This is a genomic window from Arthrobacter sp. Soil_N43, assembly GCF_057655195.1.
The window spans coordinates 1-22,687 of record NZ_JBDGML010000103.1; the positions used below are offsets into that span (position 1 = coordinate 1).

Annotated in this window: 16 protein-coding genes; 5 read left to right on the top strand and 11 right to left on the bottom strand. The window is 66.3% G+C overall.

What is annotated here, in order from left to right:
• From uvrA to AC3A3W_RS13790, 5 genes are all read right to left on the bottom strand, one after another.
• Window positions 1–2,364, bottom strand: a 2,364-nt coding sequence (gene uvrA / locus AC3A3W_RS13770) for an excinuclease ABC subunit UvrA (RefSeq protein WP_487443601.1), incomplete at its 3' end; no start/stop codon positions are given.
• Between the two features lie 44 nt (window positions 2,365–2,408).
• On the bottom strand, window positions 2,409–2,789 hold the full coding sequence (locus tag AC3A3W_RS13775) for a GntR family transcriptional regulator (RefSeq protein ID WP_487443602.1): 381 nt from the start codon (window positions 2,787–2,789) through the stop codon (window positions 2,409–2,411).
• On the bottom strand, window positions 2,786–4,570 hold the full coding sequence (locus AC3A3W_RS13780; RefSeq protein ID WP_487443639.1) for an ABC transporter ATP-binding protein: 1,785 nt from the start codon (window positions 4,568–4,570) through the stop codon (window positions 2,786–2,788). The genes AC3A3W_RS13775 and AC3A3W_RS13780 overlap by 4 nt, the downstream gene beginning before the upstream one ends.
• Window positions 4,571–4,693: 123 nt before the next feature.
• Entirely contained in the window at window positions 4,694–6,460 is a 1,767-nt protein-coding gene (locus AC3A3W_RS13785) for an ABC transporter ATP-binding protein (RefSeq protein ID WP_487443603.1), read from the bottom strand.
• 129 nt (window positions 6,461–6,589) lie between these two features.
• Complete coding sequence (locus AC3A3W_RS13790) at window positions 6,590–7,366, bottom strand: trans-aconitate 2-methyltransferase (protein ID WP_487443640.1); 777 nt, start codon at window positions 7,364–7,366, stop codon at window positions 6,590–6,592.
• Between the two features lie 144 nt (window positions 7,367–7,510).
• Between AC3A3W_RS13790 and AC3A3W_RS13795 the strand changes: the two genes are divergently transcribed.
• From AC3A3W_RS13795 to AC3A3W_RS13805, 3 genes are all read left to right on the top strand, one after another.
• Complete coding sequence (locus tag AC3A3W_RS13795; protein ID WP_487443604.1) at window positions 7,511–10,054, top strand: DEAD/DEAH box helicase; 2,544 nt, start codon at window positions 7,511–7,513, stop codon at window positions 10,052–10,054.
• 68 nt (window positions 10,055–10,122) lie between these two features.
• The gene (locus AC3A3W_RS13800; RefSeq protein WP_309991856.1) at window positions 10,123–10,623 is read left to right on the top strand and encodes a GNAT family N-acetyltransferase; all 501 of its coding nucleotides are present in this window, start codon (window positions 10,123–10,125) and stop codon (window positions 10,621–10,623) included.
• A 64-nt stretch (window positions 10,624–10,687) separates the two neighbouring features.
• Window positions 10,688–11,965, top strand: a complete 1,278-nt coding sequence (locus tag AC3A3W_RS13805) for an alpha/beta fold hydrolase (protein ID WP_487443641.1) — start codon at window positions 10,688–10,690, stop codon at window positions 11,963–11,965.
• Here AC3A3W_RS13805 and AC3A3W_RS13810 read toward each other — a convergent pair.
• From AC3A3W_RS13810 to coaE, 4 genes are all read right to left on the bottom strand, one after another.
• Complete coding sequence (locus AC3A3W_RS13810; protein ID WP_487443605.1) at window positions 11,951–13,300, bottom strand: MFS transporter; 1,350 nt, start codon at window positions 13,298–13,300, stop codon at window positions 11,951–11,953. The genes AC3A3W_RS13805 and AC3A3W_RS13810 overlap by 15 nt on opposite strands.
• Window positions 13,301–13,449: 149 nt before the next feature.
• Window positions 13,450–14,487: a TerC family protein gene (locus AC3A3W_RS13815; protein ID WP_487443606.1), complete on the bottom strand. Its 1,038-nt coding sequence runs from the start codon at window positions 14,485–14,487 to the stop codon at window positions 13,450–13,452.
• Between the two features lie 191 nt (window positions 14,488–14,678).
• Window positions 14,679–16,778, bottom strand: a complete 2,100-nt coding sequence (uvrB, locus tag AC3A3W_RS13820) for an excinuclease ABC subunit UvrB (RefSeq protein WP_487443607.1) — start codon at window positions 16,776–16,778, stop codon at window positions 14,679–14,681.
• Window positions 16,775–18,013: a dephospho-CoA kinase gene (gene coaE, locus AC3A3W_RS13825; protein ID WP_487443608.1), complete on the bottom strand. Its 1,239-nt coding sequence runs from the start codon at window positions 18,011–18,013 to the stop codon at window positions 16,775–16,777. Before coaE ends, uvrB begins: the two co-directional genes overlap by 4 nt.
• Before the next feature lie 93 nt (window positions 18,014–18,106).
• On the opposite strand from coaE, the gene AC3A3W_RS13830 reads away from it, so the two are divergent.
• On the top strand, window positions 18,107–18,799 hold the full coding sequence (locus AC3A3W_RS13830) for an IMPACT family protein (RefSeq protein WP_487443609.1): 693 nt from the start codon (window positions 18,107–18,109) through the stop codon (window positions 18,797–18,799).
• Between the two features lie 168 nt (window positions 18,800–18,967).
• Window positions 18,968–19,534, top strand: coding sequence for a type 1 glutamine amidotransferase domain-containing protein (locus tag AC3A3W_RS13835; protein ID WP_205652968.1), 567 nt, complete (start codon window positions 18,968–18,970; stop codon window positions 19,532–19,534).
• 121 nt (window positions 19,535–19,655) lie between these two features.
• Here AC3A3W_RS13835 and rpsA read toward each other — a convergent pair whose 3' ends face one another.
• Window positions 19,656–21,131: a 30S ribosomal protein S1 gene (gene rpsA, locus AC3A3W_RS13840; RefSeq protein ID WP_026537355.1), complete on the bottom strand. Its 1,476-nt coding sequence runs from the start codon at window positions 21,129–21,131 to the stop codon at window positions 19,656–19,658.
• 251 nt (window positions 21,132–21,382) lie between these two features.
• The gene (locus tag AC3A3W_RS13845; protein ID WP_487443610.1) at window positions 21,383–22,672 is read right to left on the bottom strand and encodes a GNAT family N-acetyltransferase; all 1,290 of its coding nucleotides are present in this window, start codon (window positions 22,670–22,672) and stop codon (window positions 21,383–21,385) included.
• Between the last annotated feature and the right edge of the window lie 15 nt (window positions 22,673–22,687).

A 22,687-nucleotide genomic window follows, 5' to 3' on the forward strand; every position in this document is an offset into this window, starting at 1 on the left:
GTTCATCTCGATCTTCAGGGTGCCGTCACCGGAACAGGCCTCGCACCTGCCGCCCTTGACGTTGAAGGAGAACCGCCCGGGCAGGTAGCCGCGGACCTTGGCTTCGGTGGTCTCGGCAAACAGTTTGCGGATGTTGTCGAAGACGCCTGTGTAAGTGGCCGGGTTGGAGCGCGGGGTGCGGCCGATCGGGCTCTGGTCCACATGGACCACCTTGTCGAGGTGTTCCAGCCCCTGCACCGTGCGGTGCCGTCCGGCGACCTGCTTGGCGCCGTTGAGCTTGTTGGCCAGCACCTTGTAGAGGATCTCGTTGACGAGGGTGGACTTGCCCGAGCCGCTGACCCCGGTGACGGCCGTAAACAGGCCCAGCGGAAACGCGGCGTCGACATTGATGAGGTTGTTTTCCCTGGCCCCGACAACCTTGATTTCGCGCTTTTTGTCGTACTTGCGCCGCTTCTTGGGGACGTCGATCTTCTTGCGCCCCGAGAGGTAGTCACCGGTGAGGGACGCATCGTTCTTCAGCAGGGATTCGTAGGAGCCCGAGTGGACCACCTGTCCGCCGTGCTCCCCAGCCCCCGGTCCAATGTCCACGATCCAGTCGGCTTCATGGATGGTGTCTTCATCGTGCTCTACAACGATGAGCGTGTTGCCCATGTCCCGGAGCCTGGTGAGGGTTTCGATCAGCCGGCGGTTGTCCCGCTGGTGCAGACCGATGGAGGGCTCGTCCAGCACATACAGCACGCCGACCAGGCCGGAACCGATCTGCGTGGCAAGCCGGATGCGCTGGGCCTCGCCGCCGGAAAGTGTTGCCGATGGGCGTTCGAGGTTCAGGTATTCCAGGCCGACGTCGAGCAGGAAGGTCAGCCGGGCCTGGATCTCCTTCAGGACCTGGTGGGCGATCTGCGCTTCACGTCCGGTCAGCACCAGGTTGTTGAGGAATGCGGCGCACTCCCGCATGGGCAGGGCAGCCACCTCGGCAATCGATTTGCCGTTGATCAGGACCGACAGCGACGCCGGGTTGAGCCTGGCACCGTTGCACGCAGGGCAGGGAACCTGCCGCATGTACTCCTCGTAACGGTCGCGGGCCCAGTCCGAGTCCGTCTCGCCGTGCTTGCGGTGCACATACTGGATGGCCCCTTCGAACCCCGTGCTGTATTTGCGCTCCCGGCCGAACCTGTTGCGGTACTGCACCACAACCTTGTGGTCTTTGCCGTGAAGAACGGTCTGGCGCACGTCAGCCGGCAGCTTCTCCCACGGGGTGTCCATGGAGAAGCCCACCTCCTTGGCGAGCCCGTCAAGCAGCCGGTTCCAATATTCCGTGGTGGCGGTGCCGAGCGACCAGGGTGCGATGGCACCCTCTGCCAAGGACAGCTCGGGGTTGGGGACGATCAGCTCCTCATCGACTTCGAGGCGCGTTCCGATGCCGCTGCAGGCCGAGCAGGCGCCGAACGGGTTGTTGAACGAGAACGACCTGGGCTCGATTTCATCGATCGCCAGCGGGTGCTCGTTCGGGCAGGCAAGGTTCTCCGAGAAAGCACGAAGCCGGTCCGGCGAATCGGCGTCGAGGTCCACGAATTCGGCCAGCACACGGCCTTCGGCCAGTCCAAGGGCCGTTTCGATCGAATCCGTCAGGCGCTGGCTGATGCCCTCCTTGACCACCAGGCGGTCCACCACCACTTCGATGGTGTGCTTGAACTGCTTGCCGAGCTTGGGCGGATCGCTGAGCTGGATGAGCTCACCGTCCACCCGGGCGCGCGAGTAACCCTTGGCGGTCAGCTCCTTGAAGAGGTCAACGAATTCGCCCTTGCGGCCGCGGACGACGGGCGCGAGCACCTGGAACCGTGTGCCCCCCTCCAGTTCCAGCAGCTGGTCCACGATCTGCTGCGGCGTCTGCTTGATGACGGGCTCGCCGCAGACCGGGCAGTACGGACGGCCTACCCGCGCCCACAGGAGGCGCATGTAGTCGTAGATCTCGGTGATGGTACCGACAGTGGAGCGGGGGTTCTTGCTCGTGGACTTCTGGTCGATCGAGACCGCGGGCGAAAGGCCTTCGATGAAGTCGACGTCGGGCTTGTCCACCTGGCCCAGGAACTGCCGGGCATAGGCCGAGAGGGACTCGACGTAGCGGCGCTGGCCCTCAGCGAAAATCGTGTCGAAGGCGAGGGACGACTTCCCTGATCCGGACAGCCCGGTGAAGACGATCATGGCATCGCGCGGAAGATCGAGGTCCACGTTGCGGAGGTTATGCTCTCGGGCGCCCTTGACGATCAGGCGGGACAGGTCCGGGCGCACCGGCTTCGCAGAGGTCAGGGGCACGACGGCGGAGTGGGCATCTACGGCTGTTTCTTCAGCTACGGCTTTAGGCACCATCCAATGCTAATCGAAAACTTCTTCGAATATCCACGACCCCGCTATTCCGCGTCGTAGGCCGCCGCCAGCAGGTGTACAGCCTCCGCGAACGTGGCGCCCTGCGACCTTGCCGCAGCGGCGAATTCCGCGGCGGCCGCTGAAAGTGCTCCCCAGCGTTCATCCCGGGCGCACACGACGGTGCCGTTCCGGCCCTTCGTGGCCACAACGCCGGCAGCTTCAAGTTCCTTATAGGCCCTTGCGACCGTATGGGGAGCCACACCGAGAACCTCGGCAAGGTTCCTGACTGCGGGCAGCCGGGTTCCCGGGGCAATCTTTCCCTGGTCCGCCTGCTCGATGACGTGGAGCCGGAGCTGCTCATAGAGGGCCACGGAGCTGCCGTGGTTGGGTTTCCACTGTCCGGGGAAGGGCTGGCCGGTGCTCACAGGGCCGGCTCTCCCGCACTGCCGTTGGCCCGGCCGGGAGTGTTTTGGGCGGCCATGCCATGCGTCCCGGTGTCCTGCGCCGCGGCGGCGGCCCTGTCGAGGCCGCGGAACTGGGCGTTGTAGAGCCGCGTGTAATGTCCGTCTCCGGACAGCAGGCTCTGGTGGGTTCCCTGTTCAACAATGCGTCCGTGGTCCATGACCAAGATTAGATCAGCGTCGCGGATCGTGGACAACCTGTGGGCGATGACGAAGCTGGTTCTGCCCCGGCGCAACCTCTTCATGGCAAGCCGGATCTGCACTTCTGTCCGCGTGTCCACGGAGCTGGTGGCCTCGTCAAGGATGAGAACGCTGCGCCCGGCCAGTTCGGCCCGGGCTATGGTGATCAGCTGCCGCTGCCCCTGGCTCAGTGAATCACCGTCGTTGCCGAGCCGGGTGGAGTAGCCGGCCGGCAATGCGCGGAGGAAGGGGGCCACGTGGGTGGCCTCGGCTGCGGCCTCGATTTCCGCGTCGCTTGCCCCCGGCCGTCCGTACTCGATGTTTTCCCGGATCGTTCCGCTGAAGAGCCAGACATCCTGCAGGACCACGCCGAAATGCGAGCGCAGGGAGTCGAGCGGCACGTCGGCGATGTCGGTGCCGCCGAAGGTGATGCGGCCGGAATCAAGCTCATAGAAGCGCATCAGCAGGTTGACCACGGTGGTTTTGCCGGCGCCCGTGTGGCCCACGATGGCGACCGTCTGCCCAGGCAGGACGGAGAAGGTCAATCCGCTGACGGCGGGCACGCCCGGGACGTAGCCGAACGTCACGTTGTCGAACTCGATCCGCCCGCTGAGGCTCTGCTTCCCGGCCGCGGCGGCGGCGTCAGCGATCTCCTCCGAATCCAAGAGGGAGAAGACCCGCTCCGCGGACGCGGCGCACGACTGCATCAGCGTGAGCATTCCGCCGATCTGTCCCATCGGTTGGGTAAAGAGCCTGCTGAACTGGATGAACGCCTGGACGCCGCCGATGGTCATGGCCCCCGCCGCGACCTGCAGGGCGCCCACCACGGCCACCGCCACGTAATTGAGGTTGGCGATGAACACCATCAGGGGCTGTACCGCGCCCGACATGTACTGCGCCCTGGCAGAGGTACGGGCCAGCCGGTCGTTCCCGCCGGCGAAAATCTGTGAGACAGCGTCCTGCTGTCCAAAGGCCTTGATGACCTCGTGTCCCGTCACGAATTCCTCGATGTGCGCGTTCAGTGCTCCCGTCGAAGCCCACTGCTCGGCGAAGTAGGCCTGGGACTTCCGGGCGATCAAAACGGTGATAAGGGTGGAAACGGGAACCGACACCAGGGCGATGGCGGCCAGCAGTGGCGAGATCCACAGCATCATGGCCAGCGAACCGCAGAGCATCAGGACTGCCATGATCACCTGCGTCAGCAGTTGGTTCAGGGACTGGGAGATGTTGTCGACGTCGTTGGTTGCCCGGCTGAGCACGTCACCGCGCGTCTGCTCCTGAAAGTGCGACGACGGCAGCCGATGCAGCTTGGCTTCGACCGCGGCACGCAGCCCAAATACGAGTTCCTGCACGGCCTTGGCGGTGAGCACACCTTGGAGCCAGTTGAGCAGCGAAGTCCCTATGTAGATCAGCGCCACAACAACCAGCAGCTGCGCCAGCCTGCCCTCGTCAAAATCACCGCCGACGAACGCCTCCACCACCACATCCGTGGCATCCCCAAGGAGTTTCGGAGCGGTGACGTTGAGTGCTGCGAACCCGCACGTGGCCGCGACCGCGACGAGCATCCGCCCCCTGGACGGGGCCAGCAGTCCGATGAGTCGGGCTGCGGCCGCCCGGAAGGCTCCGCCCGGCCGCGCGGCGGCGTGCGCGCCCCTCACGGCAGTCCGCCTCTCACGGCAACCCGGCTCTCATGGCATTCCGTTCATGGCGAGCTGTGACTCGGCTATCTCGCGGTAGGTCCGGGAGGTCCGGAGCAGGTGCGCGTGCGTGCCCTGCGCCTCGAGGCGGCCGTCGTTGAGGACGAGGATCTGTTCGGCATCCATGATGCTGGCGATCCGCTCGGCCACTACGATCACGGTGGCGGCCTCCAAGACGGGGACCAGCGCCTGCCGGACGCTCGCCTCCGTTGCGTAGTCCAGGGCGGAATAACTGTCGTCAAACAAGAAGACCTGGGCCTGGCGGAGAATGGCGCGCGCAATGCAGAGCCGCTGCCGCTGGCCCCCCGAAAGTCCGGCGCCGCCCTGGCCCACCGCGGCGTGCAGGCCGTTCGGCAGCCTGCGGACGAACTCGTCCGCCTGCGCACGGCGGAGCGCCTGCCACAGCTCCCCGTCCGTGGCGCCGGGCGCGGCCATGCGCAGGTTTCCGGCCACGGTGCCGGAGAAGAGGTACGCCTGCTGCGGGACCACGGCCATCCGGCCGCGAAGGTCATCCAGCCCGAAGGTGCGGATGTCCCGTCCGTCCAGGCTGATCTCACCGCCGACGGCGTCCAGGAAACGCGGCAGCAAGTTCAGCAGCGTGGATTTTCCGCTGCCGGTGGAGCCGATGATTGCTGTGGTGGAACCTGCACGGGCGGTGAAGGAGATGCCGCCAAGGACCGGAGTTTCCGCGCCCGGATAGGCGAAAACGACGTCCCGGAACTCCACCGTTGCCCCTTTGGCCGGGGCGCTGGCGGACGGAGCATCCGCGGCGCGTGCTTCGCCGTCGGCAGTCTCCATGCCGGCGACGGCCGGCACCACGTCCAGCACCCCCTGAACGCGTTCTGCGCAGACGGCCGCCCGGGGGGCGGTCATGAACACGTACATGGCCATCATGATGGCCAGCAGGATCTGCAGGATGTAGGCGATGAAGGCAGTCAGCGCCCCCACCTGCATGCTGCCGGCCTGGATGAGATGCCCGCCGAACCAGACCACGGCCACAGAGGAGAGGTTCACCACGATCATGATCATCGGCAGCATGCCGGCGACGAGCAGTGCCGACTGCAGGTTGTTGCCCGTCAGCTGCCGGTTCGCCTCGGCAAAGCGCGCCGCCTCGTGGCCCTGCCGCACGAACGCACGGATGACGCTGGCACCGATGATCTGTTCCCGCAGGATCCGGGTAACGCCGTCAATCAGCGTCTGCCCCTCCCGGTACAGCGGAATCAGGCGCCGCACGATGAGGGCCATGATCAGGACCAGCAGCGGAACGATGGCAATCACGACGACGGACAGGGCCGCGTCCTGCTGGACCGCAAGGATGATACCGCCGATACCCATGACCGGCGCGGCGGCCAGCATCGTAAAGACCAGGACGGCGAAAGTCTGGATTTGCTGCACATCATTGGTGGCCCTGGTCACGAGGCTGGGCGCACCGAAGGCACTGACCTCCTGGGAGGACATCGCCTGGACCTTGGCGAACAGGTCGCGCCGGAGCCGGTGGCCGATCTTCATGGCCACGGCGGCCCCCAGATACCCGGCCCCCAACGCGGCAGCGACCTGGACAACGGAGATCGCCGCCATCCAGCCGCCGAGCCGCAGGATCACGTCCTGGCGGCCGGGCAGGATGCCGTCGTCGATGATGCTGGCGTTCAGTGTGGGCAACAGCAGGTTGCCGGCCGTTTGGAGCATCTGCAGCGCAATGAGGGCCCACACCGCGGCACGGTGTTCCGACAGAAGGCGGCGCATGAGGCCAATGAGCACCGGGCCTCCTCCACATGGCTAGGCAGAACAGGAGCCTCACTGACCGGCCCCATAATGGCTTCGTCCTTGTAAGCTACATCACGGTTCCCCTTGCCTGCTGCATAGGACGCGCCTGGAAGGGGTCCGGCCCTACAGTTTCCGGCCCACCGCGAAGATCCGGCGGAACGGGTAGACGGTGCCGTACTCCGTAGCCGGGTAGGCCTCCGCGAGCCGCTGAGCGTAGCCCCGTTCGAATTCGGCCGCGTCTTCGCGTGACAAGGCGGCGAGGACTGGCCGGAGGGCCGTTCCCCGTACCCATTCGTACACCGCGTTGTCGCCGGGAAGCACCTGCAGGTAAGTGGTTTCCCACGCGTCCGCCGCGCAGCCGGCGCGCAGCATGATGTCAAGGTAGCGTTCCGGTTCGGCGACGGCGTCATCATGCCGGAGCACGCCGTTGAGCCGGGCGGACCACTCTGGGGATTCGGCGAGTTCCCGCAGCAGGGAATGGGACGGGGAACCGAAGTTGCCGGGTACCTGGAGGGCGAACCACGCCCCGGGGCGGAGAGCCTCCAGCCACCCCGGGAGCAGGTCAAGATGCTCCGGGACCCACTGCAGCGCCGCGTTGCTCACCACCACATCGGTTTCCGGGGACGGCGACCATGCGGCGATGTCCCCGAGCCGGAACTCCAGATTCGCCGCCGGTCCCGCGTGCGCTTCGGCTTTGGACAGCATCTCCGGTGAAGAATCAACGCCCACCACACGGGCCCCCGGCCAGCGCTCCGCAAGAGTGGCGGTGAGCTTACCGGGGCCGCAGCCCAGATCGACCACCTCACGCGGCGCGGCCGCGTCGATCCGGCCGGTCAGGTCAAAGAACGGCCGCTGCCGGTGGTCGCCGAATTGGCCGTACTTCGCGGGATCCCAGTGCACATCGCCTCCAGTGGCTTCAATCAGCGCGGGCACGCCGTGCCCGCTCACCTGCGCGGCCGCCCCCAAAGGTGCAGCCAACGCGAGCCTAGTGCCGGTCCAGGGAGAAAGCACGCGCGGCAGGGACACGCACTAAGCTGGAAGGCAATGAAACTCGTTGAACAGCTCCCCGCCCCTGCCGCACGGACAACGACGGCGGAGGCAGACCCGGATTCGCTCTACATGCGTTTCCTGGAGTGGACCGAAAGCCGGGGACTGGAGCTGTATGCCGCCCAGGACGAGGCCATCATGGAACTCGCCTCCGGCGCCAACGTGATCCTGGCGACACCCACCGGATCGGGCAAATCCCTCGTGGCCATCGCGGCGCATTTCCAGGCTATGGCCCGCGGGGAACGCAGCTACTACACCGCCCCCATCAAGGCCCTTGTCTCGGAAAAGTTCTTCGCCCTGTGCGAGATCTTCGGGGCAGAGAACGTGGGCATGATCACCGGCGACTCCGGAGTCAACCAGGACGCCCCCATCATCTGCTGCACCGCCGAGATCCTCGCCAACATCGCCCTGCGCGAGGGGGCCGCTGCCGACCTCGGCGCCGTCATCATGGATGAATTCCACTTTTACTCGGACCCGCAGCGCGGCTGGGCGTGGCAGGTGCCGCTGCTCGAACTGCCCCAGGCCCAGTTCCTGCTCATGTCCGCGACCCTCGGCGACGTCAGCCGCTTCGAGGCCGGCATGACAGAACTCACCGGCCGGCCCACCACGACGGTCAGCTCGGCCGAGCGCCCGATTCCGCTGCACTACTACTACCACCAGACCCCCGTGCACGAGACGCTCGAGGAACTGCTGTCCACCAGGCAGGTTCCGGTCTACGTGGTGCATTTCAGCCAGGCCGAGGCCATTGAGCGTGCCCAGACACTGATGAGCATCAACGTCTGCAGCCGGGACGAAAAGGACAAGATCGCCGAGCTCATCGCGAATTTCCGTTTTGCGGCAGGGTTCGGCAAGACGCTCAACCGCCTGGTCCGGCACGGGATCGGCGTCCACCACGCAGGCATGCTGCCCAAGTACCGGCGCCTGGTGGAACAGCTCGCCCAGGCCGGCCTGCTGAAGGTCATCTGCGGGACCGACACCCTGGGCGTCGGCATCAACGTTCCCATCCGGACCGTGCTGCTCACCGCACTCAGCAAGTACGACGGCGTCCGCACCCGCCTGCTCAACTCCCGGGAATTCCACCAGATCGCCGGCAGGGCCGGCCGCGCCGGCTACGACACTGCGGGCACCGTGGTGGTCCAGGCGCCGGACCATGTGGTGGAGAACGCCAAGGCCATGGCCAAAGCCACCGCCAAATTCGGCGACGACCAGAAGAAGCTCCGCCAAGTGGTGAAGAAGAAGCCGCCGGAAGGCTTCGTCTCCTGGGGCGAGCCCACCTACAACCGCCTGGTGGAATCCGTTCCGGAGCCCCTGAGTTCAAGTTTCACCGTGACCCACGCGATGCTGATGAACCTGATGGAGCGTCCCGGCGACCCGTTCGCCGCGGCGCGGCGGCTGCTCACCGAGAACCACGAACCCCGGTCTGCCCAGCTGCGGCTGATGAAGAAGGCGCTCTCCATCTACCGTGAACTGCTCGCGGCCGAGGTGGTGGAACGCATCCCGCTGGCCGACCAGGGCGCCGACGGCCGCACCGTCCGCCTGACAGTCCACCTGCAGGCGAACTTCGCCCTGAACCAGCCGCTCTCGCCGTTTGCCCTGGCCGCGCTGGAGCTGCTGGATCCGGAGTCGCCGTCGTATGCCCTGGACGTAGTCTCGGTCATCGAGGCGACGCTGGAGAAGCCGCGGCAGATCCTCTCCGCGCAGCAGAAGAAGGCCCGGGGCGAGGCCATCGCCGCGATGAAGGCGGACGGCATTGAATACGAGCAGCGCATGGCGATGCTCGACGACGTCACCTACCCGCAGCCCCTCGCCGAAATCCTCGGCGAGGCCTTCGAGGTCTACCGCAAGGCAGCGCCCTGGGTGGGCGACTTCGAACTGGCGCCCAAGTCCGTCGTCCGCGACATGTACGAACGCGCCATGAACTTCGGCGAATTCGTCCAGTTCTACGGGCTCGCGCGTTCCGAGGGGATCGTGCTGCGGTACCTGGCCGACGGCTTCAAGGCCCTGCGCCAGACCGTCCCCCAGGACGCCCTCCGGGAGGACCTGGAAGACCTCATCGCATGGCTCGGCGAACTGGTACGCCAGGTTGACTCCAGCCTGCTGGACGAGTGGGAGGAGCTGACGTCCGGTGCGGCGCCGACTCCGCACGATGCACCGCCCCCGCCGCCGCCGTCGCTGACCTCCAACACGCGGGCCTTCCGCGTCATGGTCAGGAACGAAATGTTCCGCCGCGTGGAGCTGTTCGCGGACGAGGACGCCGCGGCGCTGGGCGAGCTCGACGGCGACGCCGGCTGGGATGCCGACCGCTGGGAAGACATCCTGGACGACTACTTCGACGAGCACGACGATATAGGCACCGGCCCGGACGCCCGCGGCCCGGGACTGCTGATGATCACGGAGGGACCGGACGTGTGGAAGGTCCGCCAGATCTTCGACGACCCCGCGGGCAACCACGACTGGGGCATCTCCGCAGAGGTGGACCTCGCTGCCTCCGACGAGACCGGCACCGCCGTGGTCCGGGTGACAGAGGTCAACAGGCTCTGACGCCGCCCGGCGCCTGCCCAGGCGCAGCCCAAGCGCGGTGCCCTGCCCGGCCCTAGTATGCTCGGAACATGAGCGTAATCCGTCCCGCAACCCCGGCCGATGTCCCCGTAATCCTGCAGATGATCCATGAACTGGCCATCTACGAAAAGGAACCGGACGCCGTACGGAACACGCCGGAGATGCTGGCCGAGGTGCTTTTCGGCGAGCACCCCCGGGTGTTCGCCCATATGGCCGAGAACGACGCCGGAGAGGTCCGTGGCTTCGCCCTCTGGTTCCTGAACTACTCGACCTGGGAAGGTGTCCACGGCATCTACCTGGAAGACCTCTACGTCACCCCCGAGGCGCGAGGCGAGGGCCACGGCAAGGCGCTGCTGCAGCACCTGGCCGCCACCGCCGTCGAGCGCGGGTACGCGCGGGTTGAGTGGAGCGTCCTGGACTGGAACGAACCCTCCATCAATTTCTACCGGAAGCTCGGGGCGAGCCCGATGGAGGAGTGGTCCACGTTCCGCCTCACCGGCGACGCCTTGGCAGCGTTCGGGGCCCGCAGCGGGGCGGGCGCCCGTGGCTGAGGCCGCCGTGGACGCCGTTGATGCTGCCGTCCACACTGTCCGCGCCCGGCATGAGTTCCGCGGGATGCGCACGGCGGAGCACTACTTCACAGTCCCACTGGACCACTTCAATGGCGCCCCCGGCAAGGACGCCGAGACCATCACCGTCTTTGCGCGCGAATACGTGTCCGCGGACCACAGCGAGGCAGCGGCGGAACGGCTGCCGTGGCTCCTGTACCTGCAGGGCGGACCCGGCGGCCGCGGCAACCGGCTGATGTCCCTCGGCGGCTGGAGCAAGGCGGCTGCAAAGGATTTCCGGATCCTCATGCTGGACCAGCGCGGCACCGGGCTGTCCTCCCCCATCGACCGGAACACACTTCCGGCCAGGGGCGACGCCGCTGCCCAGGCCCGCTACCTGGAACATTTCCGCGCCGATTCGATTGTGGCCGACGCGGAGCTGCTCCGCCGTGCCCTGGGATCGGAGCCGTGGAGCATCTACGGCCAAAGCTACGGCGGATTTTGCGCGCTGACGTACCTCTCATTCGCGCCCGAAGGACTGCGGGAGGTCCTCATCACCGGCGGACTGGCCCCGCTGACAGGGTCGGCAGAACGCGTGTACCGGGAAACCTTCAAGCGCGTGGCCGCCCGCAACGCGGAGTACTTTGGCTGGTATCCGGAAGACCGCGAGACCGTCGACCGGATCGCCCGCCACCTCCGGGTCACCGAAGAATTTCTGCCCGGCGGTGAACGCCTGACCGTGGAGCGGTTCCAGATGGCGGGCGCCTTCCTGGGCGGAAACACCAGGGTGGACGGGCTCCACAACCTGCTGGAGGACGCCTTCGTGGACACGCCACGCGGCGCCCGGCTGTCCGATTCCTTCCTCGAGCAGCTCCGTTCCCTGGTCTCACGGGCCGGCAATCCGCTCTACGCGCTGATGCATGAGTCCATTTACGGCCAGGGCTCGGCCACGGATTGGGCAGCGTGGCGGGTCCTCCGGGAGTTCCCGGAGTTCAGCCCGGACGCGCCGGAGCTCCTGCTGACCGGCGAGATGGTGTATCCGTGGTACTTCGAGCAGGACCAGGCGCTGCGCCCGCTGAAGGAAGTGGCCGGACTGCTGGCATCCAAGCCGGACTGGACGCCGCTCTACGACCCGCTCCGGCTGGCGGCCAATACCGTGCCGGCGGCAGCGGCCGTCTACACCGACGACATCTACGTGGAGCGCGGCCTGTCCCTGGAGACCGCCGCAGCTGTCCGCGGCCTGCAGGTCTGGGAATCGGCCGACTTCCACCACGACGGCATCGCCGACGACGGCGAAGCGATCTTCGGCCGCCTGCTGGGCATGGTGCGGTCAGTCAGGGACTGACCCGACGGGCTTCGACCGCCCTGCCAGCAGGGCGACGACGGCGGCCGCAAGGACCGCGGCACCGAGCACGCCGCCGGCCAGGTTGAGGCCGAGGTATCCCACCCAGCTCAGGACGAGGCCCGAGACAGCCCCGCCGACAGCACCCGCCACGCCCATCATCATGTCCGAGACGCCCTGCACGGCCACCCGGTCCTTCTGGCTGACGCTTTCAGCAAGGAGAGTGGATCCGGCGATGGTGGAAGCCGACCATCCCACGCCCAGGAGCACGAGACCGACCGCGACCGCCGCCGTCGACCCTTGGCCGAAGCCGGCCACGAGAACAGCGGCGAGCAGGGTGGCGAGGCCAAGCGCAATGGTCTGCGTCCTCCCGAGCTTGTCGGTCAGCCACCCCATGACCGGGGAGAGCGCGAACATCCCCGCGATGTGCAGCGAGATGGTGAAGCCGATAATGACCAGCGCATCGCTTCCGGCGGCATGGCTGCCGTGGACACTGTGCGGGCCCGCAACGAGTGCCTGCAGGTGGAGCGGCGTCATGGACATGACGCCCACCATCATGGCGTGGGCCCCGACGACGGCGGCCAGCGCCAGGATCGCGGCCGGTGCGTGGCGGACCGCCCGAAGGCCCCTTGCGAGTGAGCCTCCGGCCGGCGCCGGAACCGGCGCTCCGCCTGCGGGAGGCCCGGCGGGCTGGGCCCGTGCGGCAAGTTGCCGAGCCAGGAAGAGGGGGTCCGGGCGGAGCCCGGCCAGCAGCAGGCCGCAGGCAAGAAACAGCCCGGCGGCGGAGATGACGAACGGTCCCGCAATGGGCGGCAGCCCCAGGCTCTGGCCCACCACCGCGCCGGGCTGGACCAGGTTGGGCCCGGCCACGGCCCCGACAGTGATGGCCCACACGACGGCGGACAGGGACCGGCCGCGGTGTTCAGGGTCTGCCAGGTCGACGGCGGCGAAACGCGCCTGCAGGTTGGCTGCCGTGCCCACCCCGACGCCCGCGGCGCCCATCACGAGGAACACGAAGATGCCCGTGACCACAGCCAGCACAATGAGGAGTGCACCCGCCAGGGCCGCCGCCAGCCCGGTGGCAAGGCTGATCCGTCGTCCCCGGCGCTCGGCAAGCGACGCCAGAGGCAGCGCCGCCAGTGCGGCGGCCAGGGTCATCATGGTGGCGACTGACCCGGCCCACGCTTCCGAGCCGGATAGATCGACGGCCAGCAGGGAACCGATGGAAACGGTCGCCCCTGTGACGATTGCGCTGAGCAACTGCGCGGACCCCAGGAGCAGCACGGTGCGGCGCTGCACCTGGCGAACATCCGGCTCCGCCCGGGAAGTGGTTGCCATCCTCCGAGCATAGTCCCGGCCCGGCGGCAGGAGGAGGCTCCAGCGCACAATTTTAACGCGAGAACCCCGGCCACACAGTGACCGGGGTTCTCGCGGGCAGCACCTAGAAAGGCTGACTCAGGACTGCCTGGGGACTGTAGGCCGGGAGCCTAGTCGACGTCCACGTCCACGTCGCTGCGGCTCTTCCGGGCGTCCTCCTCGAGGCGGGCGTCCATTTTGGCCTGCTTTGCCTTGGAGCTGACCAGGCTGGCAATCACGGCGACGACGATGGTGCCCACGATGACCGCCAGGGAAACGTAGGTGGGGATCTCGGGTGCCCACTCGATGTGGTGGCCGCCGTTGATGAACGGCAGTTCGTTCACGTGCATGGCGTGCAGGATCAGCTTCACGCCGATGAATGCCAGGATGACGGACAGCGCGTGCTTCAGGTAGACGAGGCGGTTCATCAGGCCGCCGAGCAGGAAGTAGAGCTGGCGCAGGCCCATGAGCGCAAAGATGTTCGCCGTGAAGACGATGAACGCACTCTGGGTGAGGCCGAAGATGGCGGGGATGGAGTCCACGGCGAACAGCAGGTCCGTCATGCCGATAGTCACGAAGACGATCAGCATGGGGGTGAAGACCTTCTTGCCGTTGACCACGGTGCGGAGCTTGCCGCCGTCGAACTTCTCCGACATGGGGATGACGGTGCGGATCTTGGCGATGATCGGGTTTTCCCGGTCCTCTTCGTCCTCGCCTTCGTCCTGGGCCTGCTTCCACGCCGTCCACAGCAGGAAGGCGCCAAAGATGTAGAAGACCCAGCTGAACTGCTCGATGACGATCGCACCGAGCATGATGAAGATGCCGCGCAGGATGAGGGCGATGATGATGCCCACCATCAGCACTTCCTGCTGGTACTTACGGGGCACCGAGAAGCGGGCCATGATGATGATGAAGACGAAGAGATTGTCGATGCTCAGGCTGTACTCGGTCACCCAGCCGGCGACGAACTGCCCGCCGTACTCCGGGCCCGCGAACATGAACATGGCACCGGCGAAGACCAAGGCAAGAGCCACATAGAAGGCGACCCAGAGGCCGGCTTCCTTCATGGAGGGTTCGTGCGGACGCCGCACCACCAGGAGCAGGTCTAACAGGAGGATGATGCCGAGGACGACGAACGAGCCGACCTCAAACCAGACGGGAAGCTGCACAGAGATACCTTTCGCAGGGTACAAAAAACTGGTGTAAGTCTCTCCGGCGAACCTGTGCACTTGGTGCTGATGTGGTTGCCCGCTACGCCCGGCAAGGCATCTGTGCCTTGCGTGTTGACGTCCGTAGCGCTTGGGATACTCCCCTACGTGACCTCAACTTTACCTCACGCCGGCGCCTGCCCGCGCCTACCTTACGCGTGACCGGCTGCATGCATCTGGCGGAGTTCCTTTTTCAGCTCGCCCACTTCGTCGCGGAGCCGGGCAGCCAGCTCGAACTGCAGCTCGGCTGCGGCGCCGTGCATCTGCTCCGTCAGCTGTTCGATCAGCCCCACCAAATCCTCGGCAGGCGCCGCCGCGAGCCCGTCCGCCCGGACAGTCGCCGCACCCTTGGCCGCGGACTTGCCCCGTTTGGCGCCCTTGGCCAGGCGGTTGTTGTTCAGCAGTTCCTGGGTGTCGGCGTCCTCCTTGGCAATCTGGTCCGTGATGTCCGCGATCTTCTTCCGCAGCGGCTGCGGGTCCACTCCGTTTTCGGTGTTGTAAGCAACCTGGATGGCGCGCCGCCGGTTGGTCTCGTCGATGGCATGGGCCATGGAGTCGGTGATGCGGTCCGCGTACATGTGCACCTGCCCGGACACGTTCCTGGCCGCACGGCCTATGGTCTGGATCAGCGACGTGGACGACCGAAGGAAGCCTTCCTTGTCGGCATCCAGGATGCTCACGAGCGACACTTCAGGCAGGTCAAGACCTTCGCGGAGCAGGTTAATGCCCACGAGGACGTCAAAGGTTCCCATCCGCAGTTCGCGGAGCAGCTCCACGCGGCGGAGGGTGTCCACGTCCGAGTGCAGGTACTCCACCTTGACGCCGTGGCCCAGGAGGTAATCGGTGAGGTCCTCGGCCATGCGCTTGGTGAGGGTGGTGACCAGGATGCGTTCGTTCTTCTCGGTGCGGGTCCGGATCTCATCCAGCAGGTCATCGATCTGGCCCTTGGTGGGTTTCACGACCACCTCGGGGTCGATCAGGCCGGTGGGGCGGATGATCTGCTGGACAAAGCCGTCCGCCTTTCCGAGCTCGTACTTGCCCGGGGTGGCGGACAGGTAAACCGTCTGGCCCACGCGGTCCTGGAACTCATCCCACTTGAGCGGGCGGTTGTCCATCGCCGAGGGCAGGCGGAAGCCGTGGTCCACCAGGTTCCGCTTGCGCGACATGTCGCCCTCGTACATGGCACCGATCTGCGGCACCGTGACGTGGGATTCATCAATGACCAGGAGGAAGTCGTCCGGGAAGTAGTCGAGCAGGCAGTGCGGCGCGGTTCCGCGGGCGCGGCCGTCGATGTGCGACGAATAGTTCTCGATGCCGTTGCAGAAACCCATCTGCTGCATCATTTCCAGGTCGTATGTGGTGCGCATCCGGAGCCGCTGGGCCTCCACGAGCTTGTTCTGGCCCTCGAGCACCGCGAGCCGTTCGGCGAGCTCGTCTTCGATCCGCTTGATCGCCCGGCTCATCCGTTCTGGACCGGCCACGTAGTGCGACGCCGGGAAGACGTACATCTCGGTCTCGTCCCGGATGACCTCCCCGGTGAGCGGGTGCAGCGTATAGATGTTCTCAATCTCGTCGCCGAAGAACTCGATCCGGATGGCAAGCTCTTCGTACATCGGAATGATTTCCACGGTGTCGCCGCGCACGCGGAACGTGCCGCGGTGGAAGTCCATGTCATTGCGGGTGTACTGCATGGAGACGAATTTCCGGAGCAGGTCATCGCGGTTCATCTCCGCCCCCTTGCGGAGGGTCACCATGCCGGCGATGTACTCTTCCGGGGTGCCGAGGCCGTAAATGCAGGAGACGGTGGCCACGACGATCACGTCCCGGCGGGTCAGCAGCGCGTTCGTGGCAGAGTGCCGGAGCCGTTCCACTTCCTCGTTAACGGAGGAGTCCTTCTCAATGAACGTGTCCGTCTGTGCCACATAGGCCTCGGGCTGGTAGTAGTCGTAATAGGAGACGAAGTACTCCACCGCGTTGTTGGGTAGCAGCTCGCGGAATTCGTTGGCGAGCTGCGCGGCGAGCGTCTTGTTCTGCACCATCACCAGGGTTGGACGCTGGATCTGCTCGATCAGCCACGCCGTGGTGGCGCTTTTGCCGGTACCCGTGGCGCCCAGGAGCACCACGTCTTTTTCACCGTTCTTAATCCGTTCGGTGAGTTCGGCGATGGCGGCCGGCTGGTCGCCGGCGGGCTTGAACTCGCTGATGACCTCAAAGGGCGCGACGACGCGGTTGATCTCCTGCGCAAGACTCATGTATCTAATCTACCGCTGCCCGCAGGGGCGTACGACGGCGGCCGCCAGCCGCTGCTTGCGGCCCACCGCTCCATTCCGGGGACGGCCGTCTCCATAAACCAGGCTTCTTTCTCCTGGGCGTACCCGGAGGTGGAGGTGTCCGATGCGTGGAGCGCCGCAACCCGGCGCTTTTCGGCTGCATAGGCGTCCCGGGCGGCCGGGTCCGCCGTTAGCCAGTCACGGAAGCCCAGTGCGAAGCGCCAGCCCGGAGATCCAGCGACGCGGACGTGGAGGTTCACGGGCCGCCCGGGATCCGCGTTGCCGTGGAGCCGCTTGGACCATGCAGCGGGATCCGGGCGTCCGGCGATGGGGCTGTCGAGCAGGATGCCCGGCCAGGCGGGGAACCCGGCGGCACCAAGCAGCGGCGCCATGCGGTCCGCCGTCTCCAGGTCCGTGACCGCCAGCTGCAGATCGATGACGTCCTTGGCGTCGAGTCCGGGAACGGCCGTGGATCCAATGTGGTCAACGGCGAGGACTTCGTCGGGGACAGCGGTCCGCAGCCTGTCCATCAGCAGGCTCGCCTGGCGCCGCCAGTCGGAATCGTGCGGAGCCAGCACCGGCCCGCCGTTTCGGGCGGCAACGGTGGCGTTGCTGATATTCCTGGCGTACGGCACGAGCCGGTCCTGCCACAGCAGGTCCACCTCACGCTGCAGTTCCTCCGGCGTGCCGGAGTTGTCCAGCACAACATCGGCCGCCGCCAGCCTGACGTCCCGCGCAGCCTGGGCGGCCATCCGGGAGCGGGCTTCCTCCTCCGTCATGCTGCGGTGCTTGACCATGCGCTGGAGCCGGACCTCGGCCGCCGCGTCCACGACCACGACGAGGTGGAAGCTGCTTTGCTGGCCCGTTTCGACGAGGAGCGGGATGTCCTGGACCACGACGGCGTCCGCGGGGGCGGCGGCGATCACCGCGGTGGCCTGCTGGCGGACCAGGGGGTGGATGATGCCGTTAAGCTCCGCACGCCGTTCCGGGTCGCCGAACACAACGGCACCGAGGCGGGGCCGGTCGAGCCGGCCGGCGGCGTCGAGGATATCTGCCCCGAACGCCCGCACTACGGCGGCGAGACCGGGAGTGCCGGGTGCCACGACATCACGGGCGATGGCGTCCGCATCGACCAGCACCGCCCCCAGCTCTTTGAGGCGCGCGGCCACCATTGACTTCCCTGAGGCGATGCCGCCCGTCAACCCAATCTTCAACACTCCCCCAGACTAGTCCCCACCGCCCCCCTGACCTCGCTCCGCTCGCCCAGGGAACCCTGCCGGCATGGGCCCACCCCGGACTAGACTTGGGCGGTGCAAGAGCAGAAGAGCAGGACGTCGTCCTTCACCACCCTGGCTGCCGGGCCGGACTTCCGCCATGAGCTGGAGATCAAACGGTCGCGGTTCATCACTGTGCTGCGGCGCACGGACAGCGAAGAGGCTGCCCGGGCGCTCGTGACGGACCTGCGGCGGGAATTCCACGACGCCCGGCACCACTGCTCTGCGTTCGTGCTGGGCCCGGACCGCAGCATCCAGCGTTCCAGCGACGACGGCGAGCCCTCGGGAACGGCGGGGATCCCCATGCTGGAGGCCCTCATCCGGCGGGAAACCGCCCCGGGGGTGACGGACCTCAGCGACGTGAGCGCCGTCGTCGTTCGGTACTTCGGCGGAATACTCCTGGGCGCCGGAGGGCTGGTGCGGGCGTATTCCGAGTCGGTGTCCGCAGCCCTTGACCTCGCGCCACTGGTGCAGCGCAGACGGCTGCGCCTCTGCGCTGTCCGGGTGCCCCATGCCGCTGCCGGGCGGCTTGAGAACGATCTCCGGGCCGCCGGCTATGCCATGGCCGAAACGGGCTATGAGCCGCAGTCGACCGTCCTGCGGCTCGCCCTGCCTGACGCGCCGGAACCGTTGGCGGAAGCGGCCGAGCGGCTCGCGGCAATGACGTCCGGAACCGCGACGCTTGAGCCGGAGGGCACGGACTGGGTGGACGTGCCGCTCCCCCGCTGACGGTGCCGGCTGCGGACGAAGTGCCGGCCCCTAACCAATAATCAGGTTGCTTATCAGTTTTCTGCTTCCTAGGGTTGATGTGTAAGCCAGCACACCGCGCGCCACGCCGGCATATCCTCGGCAAACCCTGCAGGACACCCGGCGGCGCAACAGGTTGAAGGAGGACGAATGTCGGAACACAACATCGCAGGCAAGAAGGTCGCCTTTCTGCTCACCCACGGGGTGGAGCAGGTGGAGCTGACAAGCCCCTGGAATGCGGTCAAGGAGGCCGGCGGTGAGCCCACCCTCGTTGCTCCGTCCAGCGGAAAGATTCAAGGCTTCAACGGGGTCGAGAAGGGGGACACGTTTGACGTGGACCTCACCCTGGCGGAGGCCAACGCCTCGGACTTCCACGCCCTGGTGATCCCCGGTGGCGTCGTGAACGCCGACCACCTGCGCGTGAACAAGGACGCCCAGGCCTTCGCCCGGAGCTTCTTCGAGCAGCACAAGCCCGTGGCCGCGATTTGTCACGGCCCCTGGCTGCTGATTGATGCCGGCGTGGTCAAGGGCCGGAATCTCACCTCGTACCACACCCTCGCGACCGATCTCAGGAACGCCGGCGCCAACTGGTCGGACGAGAAAGTGGTGGTGGACCAGGGTTTCGTGACCAGCCGTAAGCCGGACGACCTCCCGGCCTTCAATGACAAGGTGCTCGAGGAAATCGCCGAAGGCGAGCACGCCGGCCAGACTGCCTGAGCCGCCGGAACGCAGCGGCAGCAGACAGGCCGGGCACTCAGTTCCAAAGACAGCAAAAAAAGGTGGCCGCCCCCTTCCGGGGACGGCCACCTTTTTACTGGCAATCAGTCGTTACTGGCAATTAGTTGCCGGTCAGCTTCTCACGCAGTGCTGCAAGAGCCTCGTCCGAAGCAAGCGTGCCTGCGCCGGTCTCGGTTGCAGCCGGCTCCGAGGAGTAGCTGGTGGTGCCGGAATCGCTCTCACCGGACGTTGCAGCGGCAGCGTCGTCGGCAGCGTGCTGGGCAACCTGCTTCTTGTGTGCTTCCCAGCGGGTCTGGGCGTCAGCGTACTGCTGCTCCCAGGCGGCGCGCTGGTTCTCGTAGCCTTCAAGCCACTCGTTGGACTCCGGGTCGAAGCCCTCCGGGTACTTGTAGTTGCCCTCTTCGTCGTACTCGGCGGCCATGCCGTAGAGTGCCGGGTCGAATTCGGTGCTGTCGGCGTCGACGCCCTCGTTGGCCTGCTTGAGGGAGAGCGAGATACGGCGGCGCTCGAGGTCGATGTCGATGACCTTGACGAACAGCTCGTCGCCAACGGAGACAACCTGCTCAGCCAGCTCCACGTGGCGGACAGCCAGCTCGGAGATGTGAACGAGGCCTTCGATGCCGTCTTCGACGCGAACGAACGCACCGAACGGAACGAGCTTGGTGACCTTACCCGGAACAACCTGGCCGAGGGCGTGGGTGCGGGCGAAGGTCTGCCACGGATCTTCCTGCGTAGCCTTGAGCGACAGGGAAACGCGCTCGCGGTCCAGGTCGACCTCGAGGACCTCGACGGTGACTTCCTGGCCAACTTCGACAACCTCGGACGGGTGGTCGATGTGCTTCCAGGACAGCTCGGAAACGTGGACGAGACCGTCTACGCCGCCCAGGTCCACGAAGGCACCGAAGTTGACGATGGAGGAAACGACGCCGGGACGGACCTGGCCCTTTTCCAGCTTGTTGAGGAACGTGGAGCGGACCTCGGACTGGGTCTGCTCGAGCCACGCACGGCGGGACAGCACAACGTTGTTGCGGTTCTTGTCCAGCTCGATGATCTTGGCTTCGATCTGCTGACCGATGTACGGAGCCAGGTCGCGCACGCGGCGCATCTCGACGAGGGACGCCGGCAGGAAGCCGCGCAGACCGATGTCGAGGATAAGACCACCCTTGACAACCTCGATGACGGTACCGGTGACAACACCGTCTTCTTCCTTGACCTTCTCGATGTCGCCCCAGGCGCGCTCGTACTGAGCACGCTTCTTGGAGAGGATCAGGCGGCCTTCTTTGTCTTCCTTGGTGAGCACCAGGGCTTCGACCTGATCGCCAACGGAGACGACGTCTCCGGGATCAACGTCGTGCTTGATGGAAAGCTCGCGGGAGGGGATGACACCTTCGGTCTTGTAACCGATGTCGAGCAGAACTTCGTCGCGGTCGACCTTGACGACGGTACCTTCGACGAGGTCTCCGTCGTTGAAGTACTTGATGGTGGCGTCGACTGCTGCGAGGAAGTCCTCAGCGGTACCGATGTCGTTAATGGCGACTACGGGGGTACCGGGCTTCTCGGTGGAGGTGATGGTCATGTAGTAGGGGCTCCGTTGTGGATAGTTAGTCGGTCAGGCAAACCATCGCGCCCGCGTTATGGAACGCAGGCGCAAAGCACGGCATATCACGCGGATGTGCCGGGTCATCCTGATTTTGTGGATTTAAGGTACGTGCACCTAGTACACGCCCGTTCATTCTAGTCGTACTCGCCAACGCCGGTCAAAGCGCCGCCGCTACGTTGAAGGCCTGTGACCTGCAAAAATGCTGTCAGAAGTTGTCAGCAGTTCTGTCAGAAATGCGTCAGGCAGTGGGGCGCGCGTTCGACGGCGAACATGAGCCGCGCTTTCAGCGCCGCCCCCGGCGTGTGCTCGGTAAGCCGGCCGGCGGCCTTCAGGGTGACGGGACAGACGCCCCCCAGATAGACGGAGCCGAGGTCCGCGACGTCCAGCGACAGGTCCGGCTCCGAGTCGAACGGGGCCTCCGAGACGTTCGCTTCCCCGCCGCTGACCGCGACCCGGAACGTGCCACCGGCAAATCCCAGGGCGTCGCTGATCCTCAGGATGAGGGCGCCATCTGCGGAGTAGTGCCGGGCGGCCAGCGCCTTGCCCGTGTCCAGGATCCGGAGCCAGAGCATGTCGCGGTGGTCCGAGGACTCGATGCACCGCGGATCCCCCAGCGCCCAGCTCAGGGGGTCGTCCACCGGCGCGTCCTGCCAGCTGATCCGGTCCACCAGGTCGATGCTGCCGAGGAACCGCCACAGTTCCAGGTAAGCGGCGTCAGTCGCCGCCACGAGGTCCACGATTTCCATGGTGTACGGCTTGGTGTCCCAGCCTGCGAACTTATACGAGACGTAGCCGTCCACGGCGCCCGCGGCGTCGTAGTGCAGGGCGCACCGGATGGCTTCGTCCTCGCTGCCATCGCGGCCAACGGCGCCGGAGACGGTCTGCCGGTAGGCGTCCTGCCGGACGATGGACCCCGGGGTGTGCCGGTGCACGCGTTCGAACACTTCCGGCGCCAAGTCGAGCAGGACTTTCCGGTCGGCGCTTTCCACCGATCCGACGGGCTGGTGGTGCAGGTTGAAGCGCGGCCCGGTGTCCACCTTGACGCTGCGCTCGAACGTTGCCACTCCGTAGCCGAAACGGCCGTAGATGGAGCCTTCCGATGCGGTCAGCGCCGCCACGGCCAGTCCGTCTGCCTTTGCCGCGGTGAGGTCCTCGGTCATCATCCGGCGCAGGATGCCCTGGCGACGGTGCGTGCCCCGCACCGTCACCGCCGTCACCATGTGCGTCCGGAGCTGGCGGCCATAGCCGACATTCATGTCCTTGCGCAGTGTGCCAAACGTGGCCACGGGAACGTTGGCGCCCAGGGAATGCGGTGCAACCGGGGCCGTCTGGTAGACGCCCGTCAGCTCACGGCCATCCTGCCGGTACATGGCCATGATCTTGTCCACGAATTCGTCATTCCGGCGGGTGTCGTGGAAACCGAAGCCCACGGCCTGAATCCAGTCGGTGCCCTGGGCGTATCCGGGCGTGCCCTTGTCCGCTGCCCTGAACCGCCTGGTCTCATAGCTGCCTGCCATGTACTGCTCCCCCTT

Coding starts and splice junctions, on each gene's coding strand:
- AC3A3W_RS13780 (WP_487443639.1), bottom strand. CDS start 4,570: ATGCTCGTCGCGGTCGCGGCCACGTGCGGGTTCGCAGCACTCAACGTC.
- AC3A3W_RS13795 (WP_487443604.1), top strand. CDS start 7,511: ATGAAACTCGTTGAACAGCTCCCCGCCCCTGCCGCACGGACAACGACG.
- AC3A3W_RS13800 (WP_309991856.1), top strand. CDS start 10,123: ATGAGCGTAATCCGTCCCGCAACCCCGGCCGATGTCCCCGTAATCCTG.
- AC3A3W_RS13805 (WP_487443641.1), top strand. CDS start 10,688: ATGCGCACGGCGGAGCACTACTTCACAGTCCCACTGGACCACTTCAAT.
- AC3A3W_RS13810 (WP_487443605.1), bottom strand. CDS start 13,300: ATGGCAACCACTTCCCGGGCGGAGCCGGATGTTCGCCAGGTGCAGCGC.
- uvrB (WP_487443607.1), bottom strand. CDS start 16,778: ATGAGTCTTGCGCAGGAGATCAACCGCGTCGTCGCGCCCTTTGAGGTC.
- AC3A3W_RS13835 (WP_205652968.1), top strand. CDS start 18,968: ATGTCGGAACACAACATCGCAGGCAAGAAGGTCGCCTTTCTGCTCACC.
- rpsA (WP_026537355.1), bottom strand. CDS start 21,131: ATGACCATCACCTCCACCGAGAAGCCCGGTACCCCCGTAGTCGCCATT.
- AC3A3W_RS13845 (WP_487443610.1), bottom strand. CDS start 22,672: ATGGCAGGCAGCTATGAGACCAGGCGGTTCAGGGCAGCGGACAAGGGC.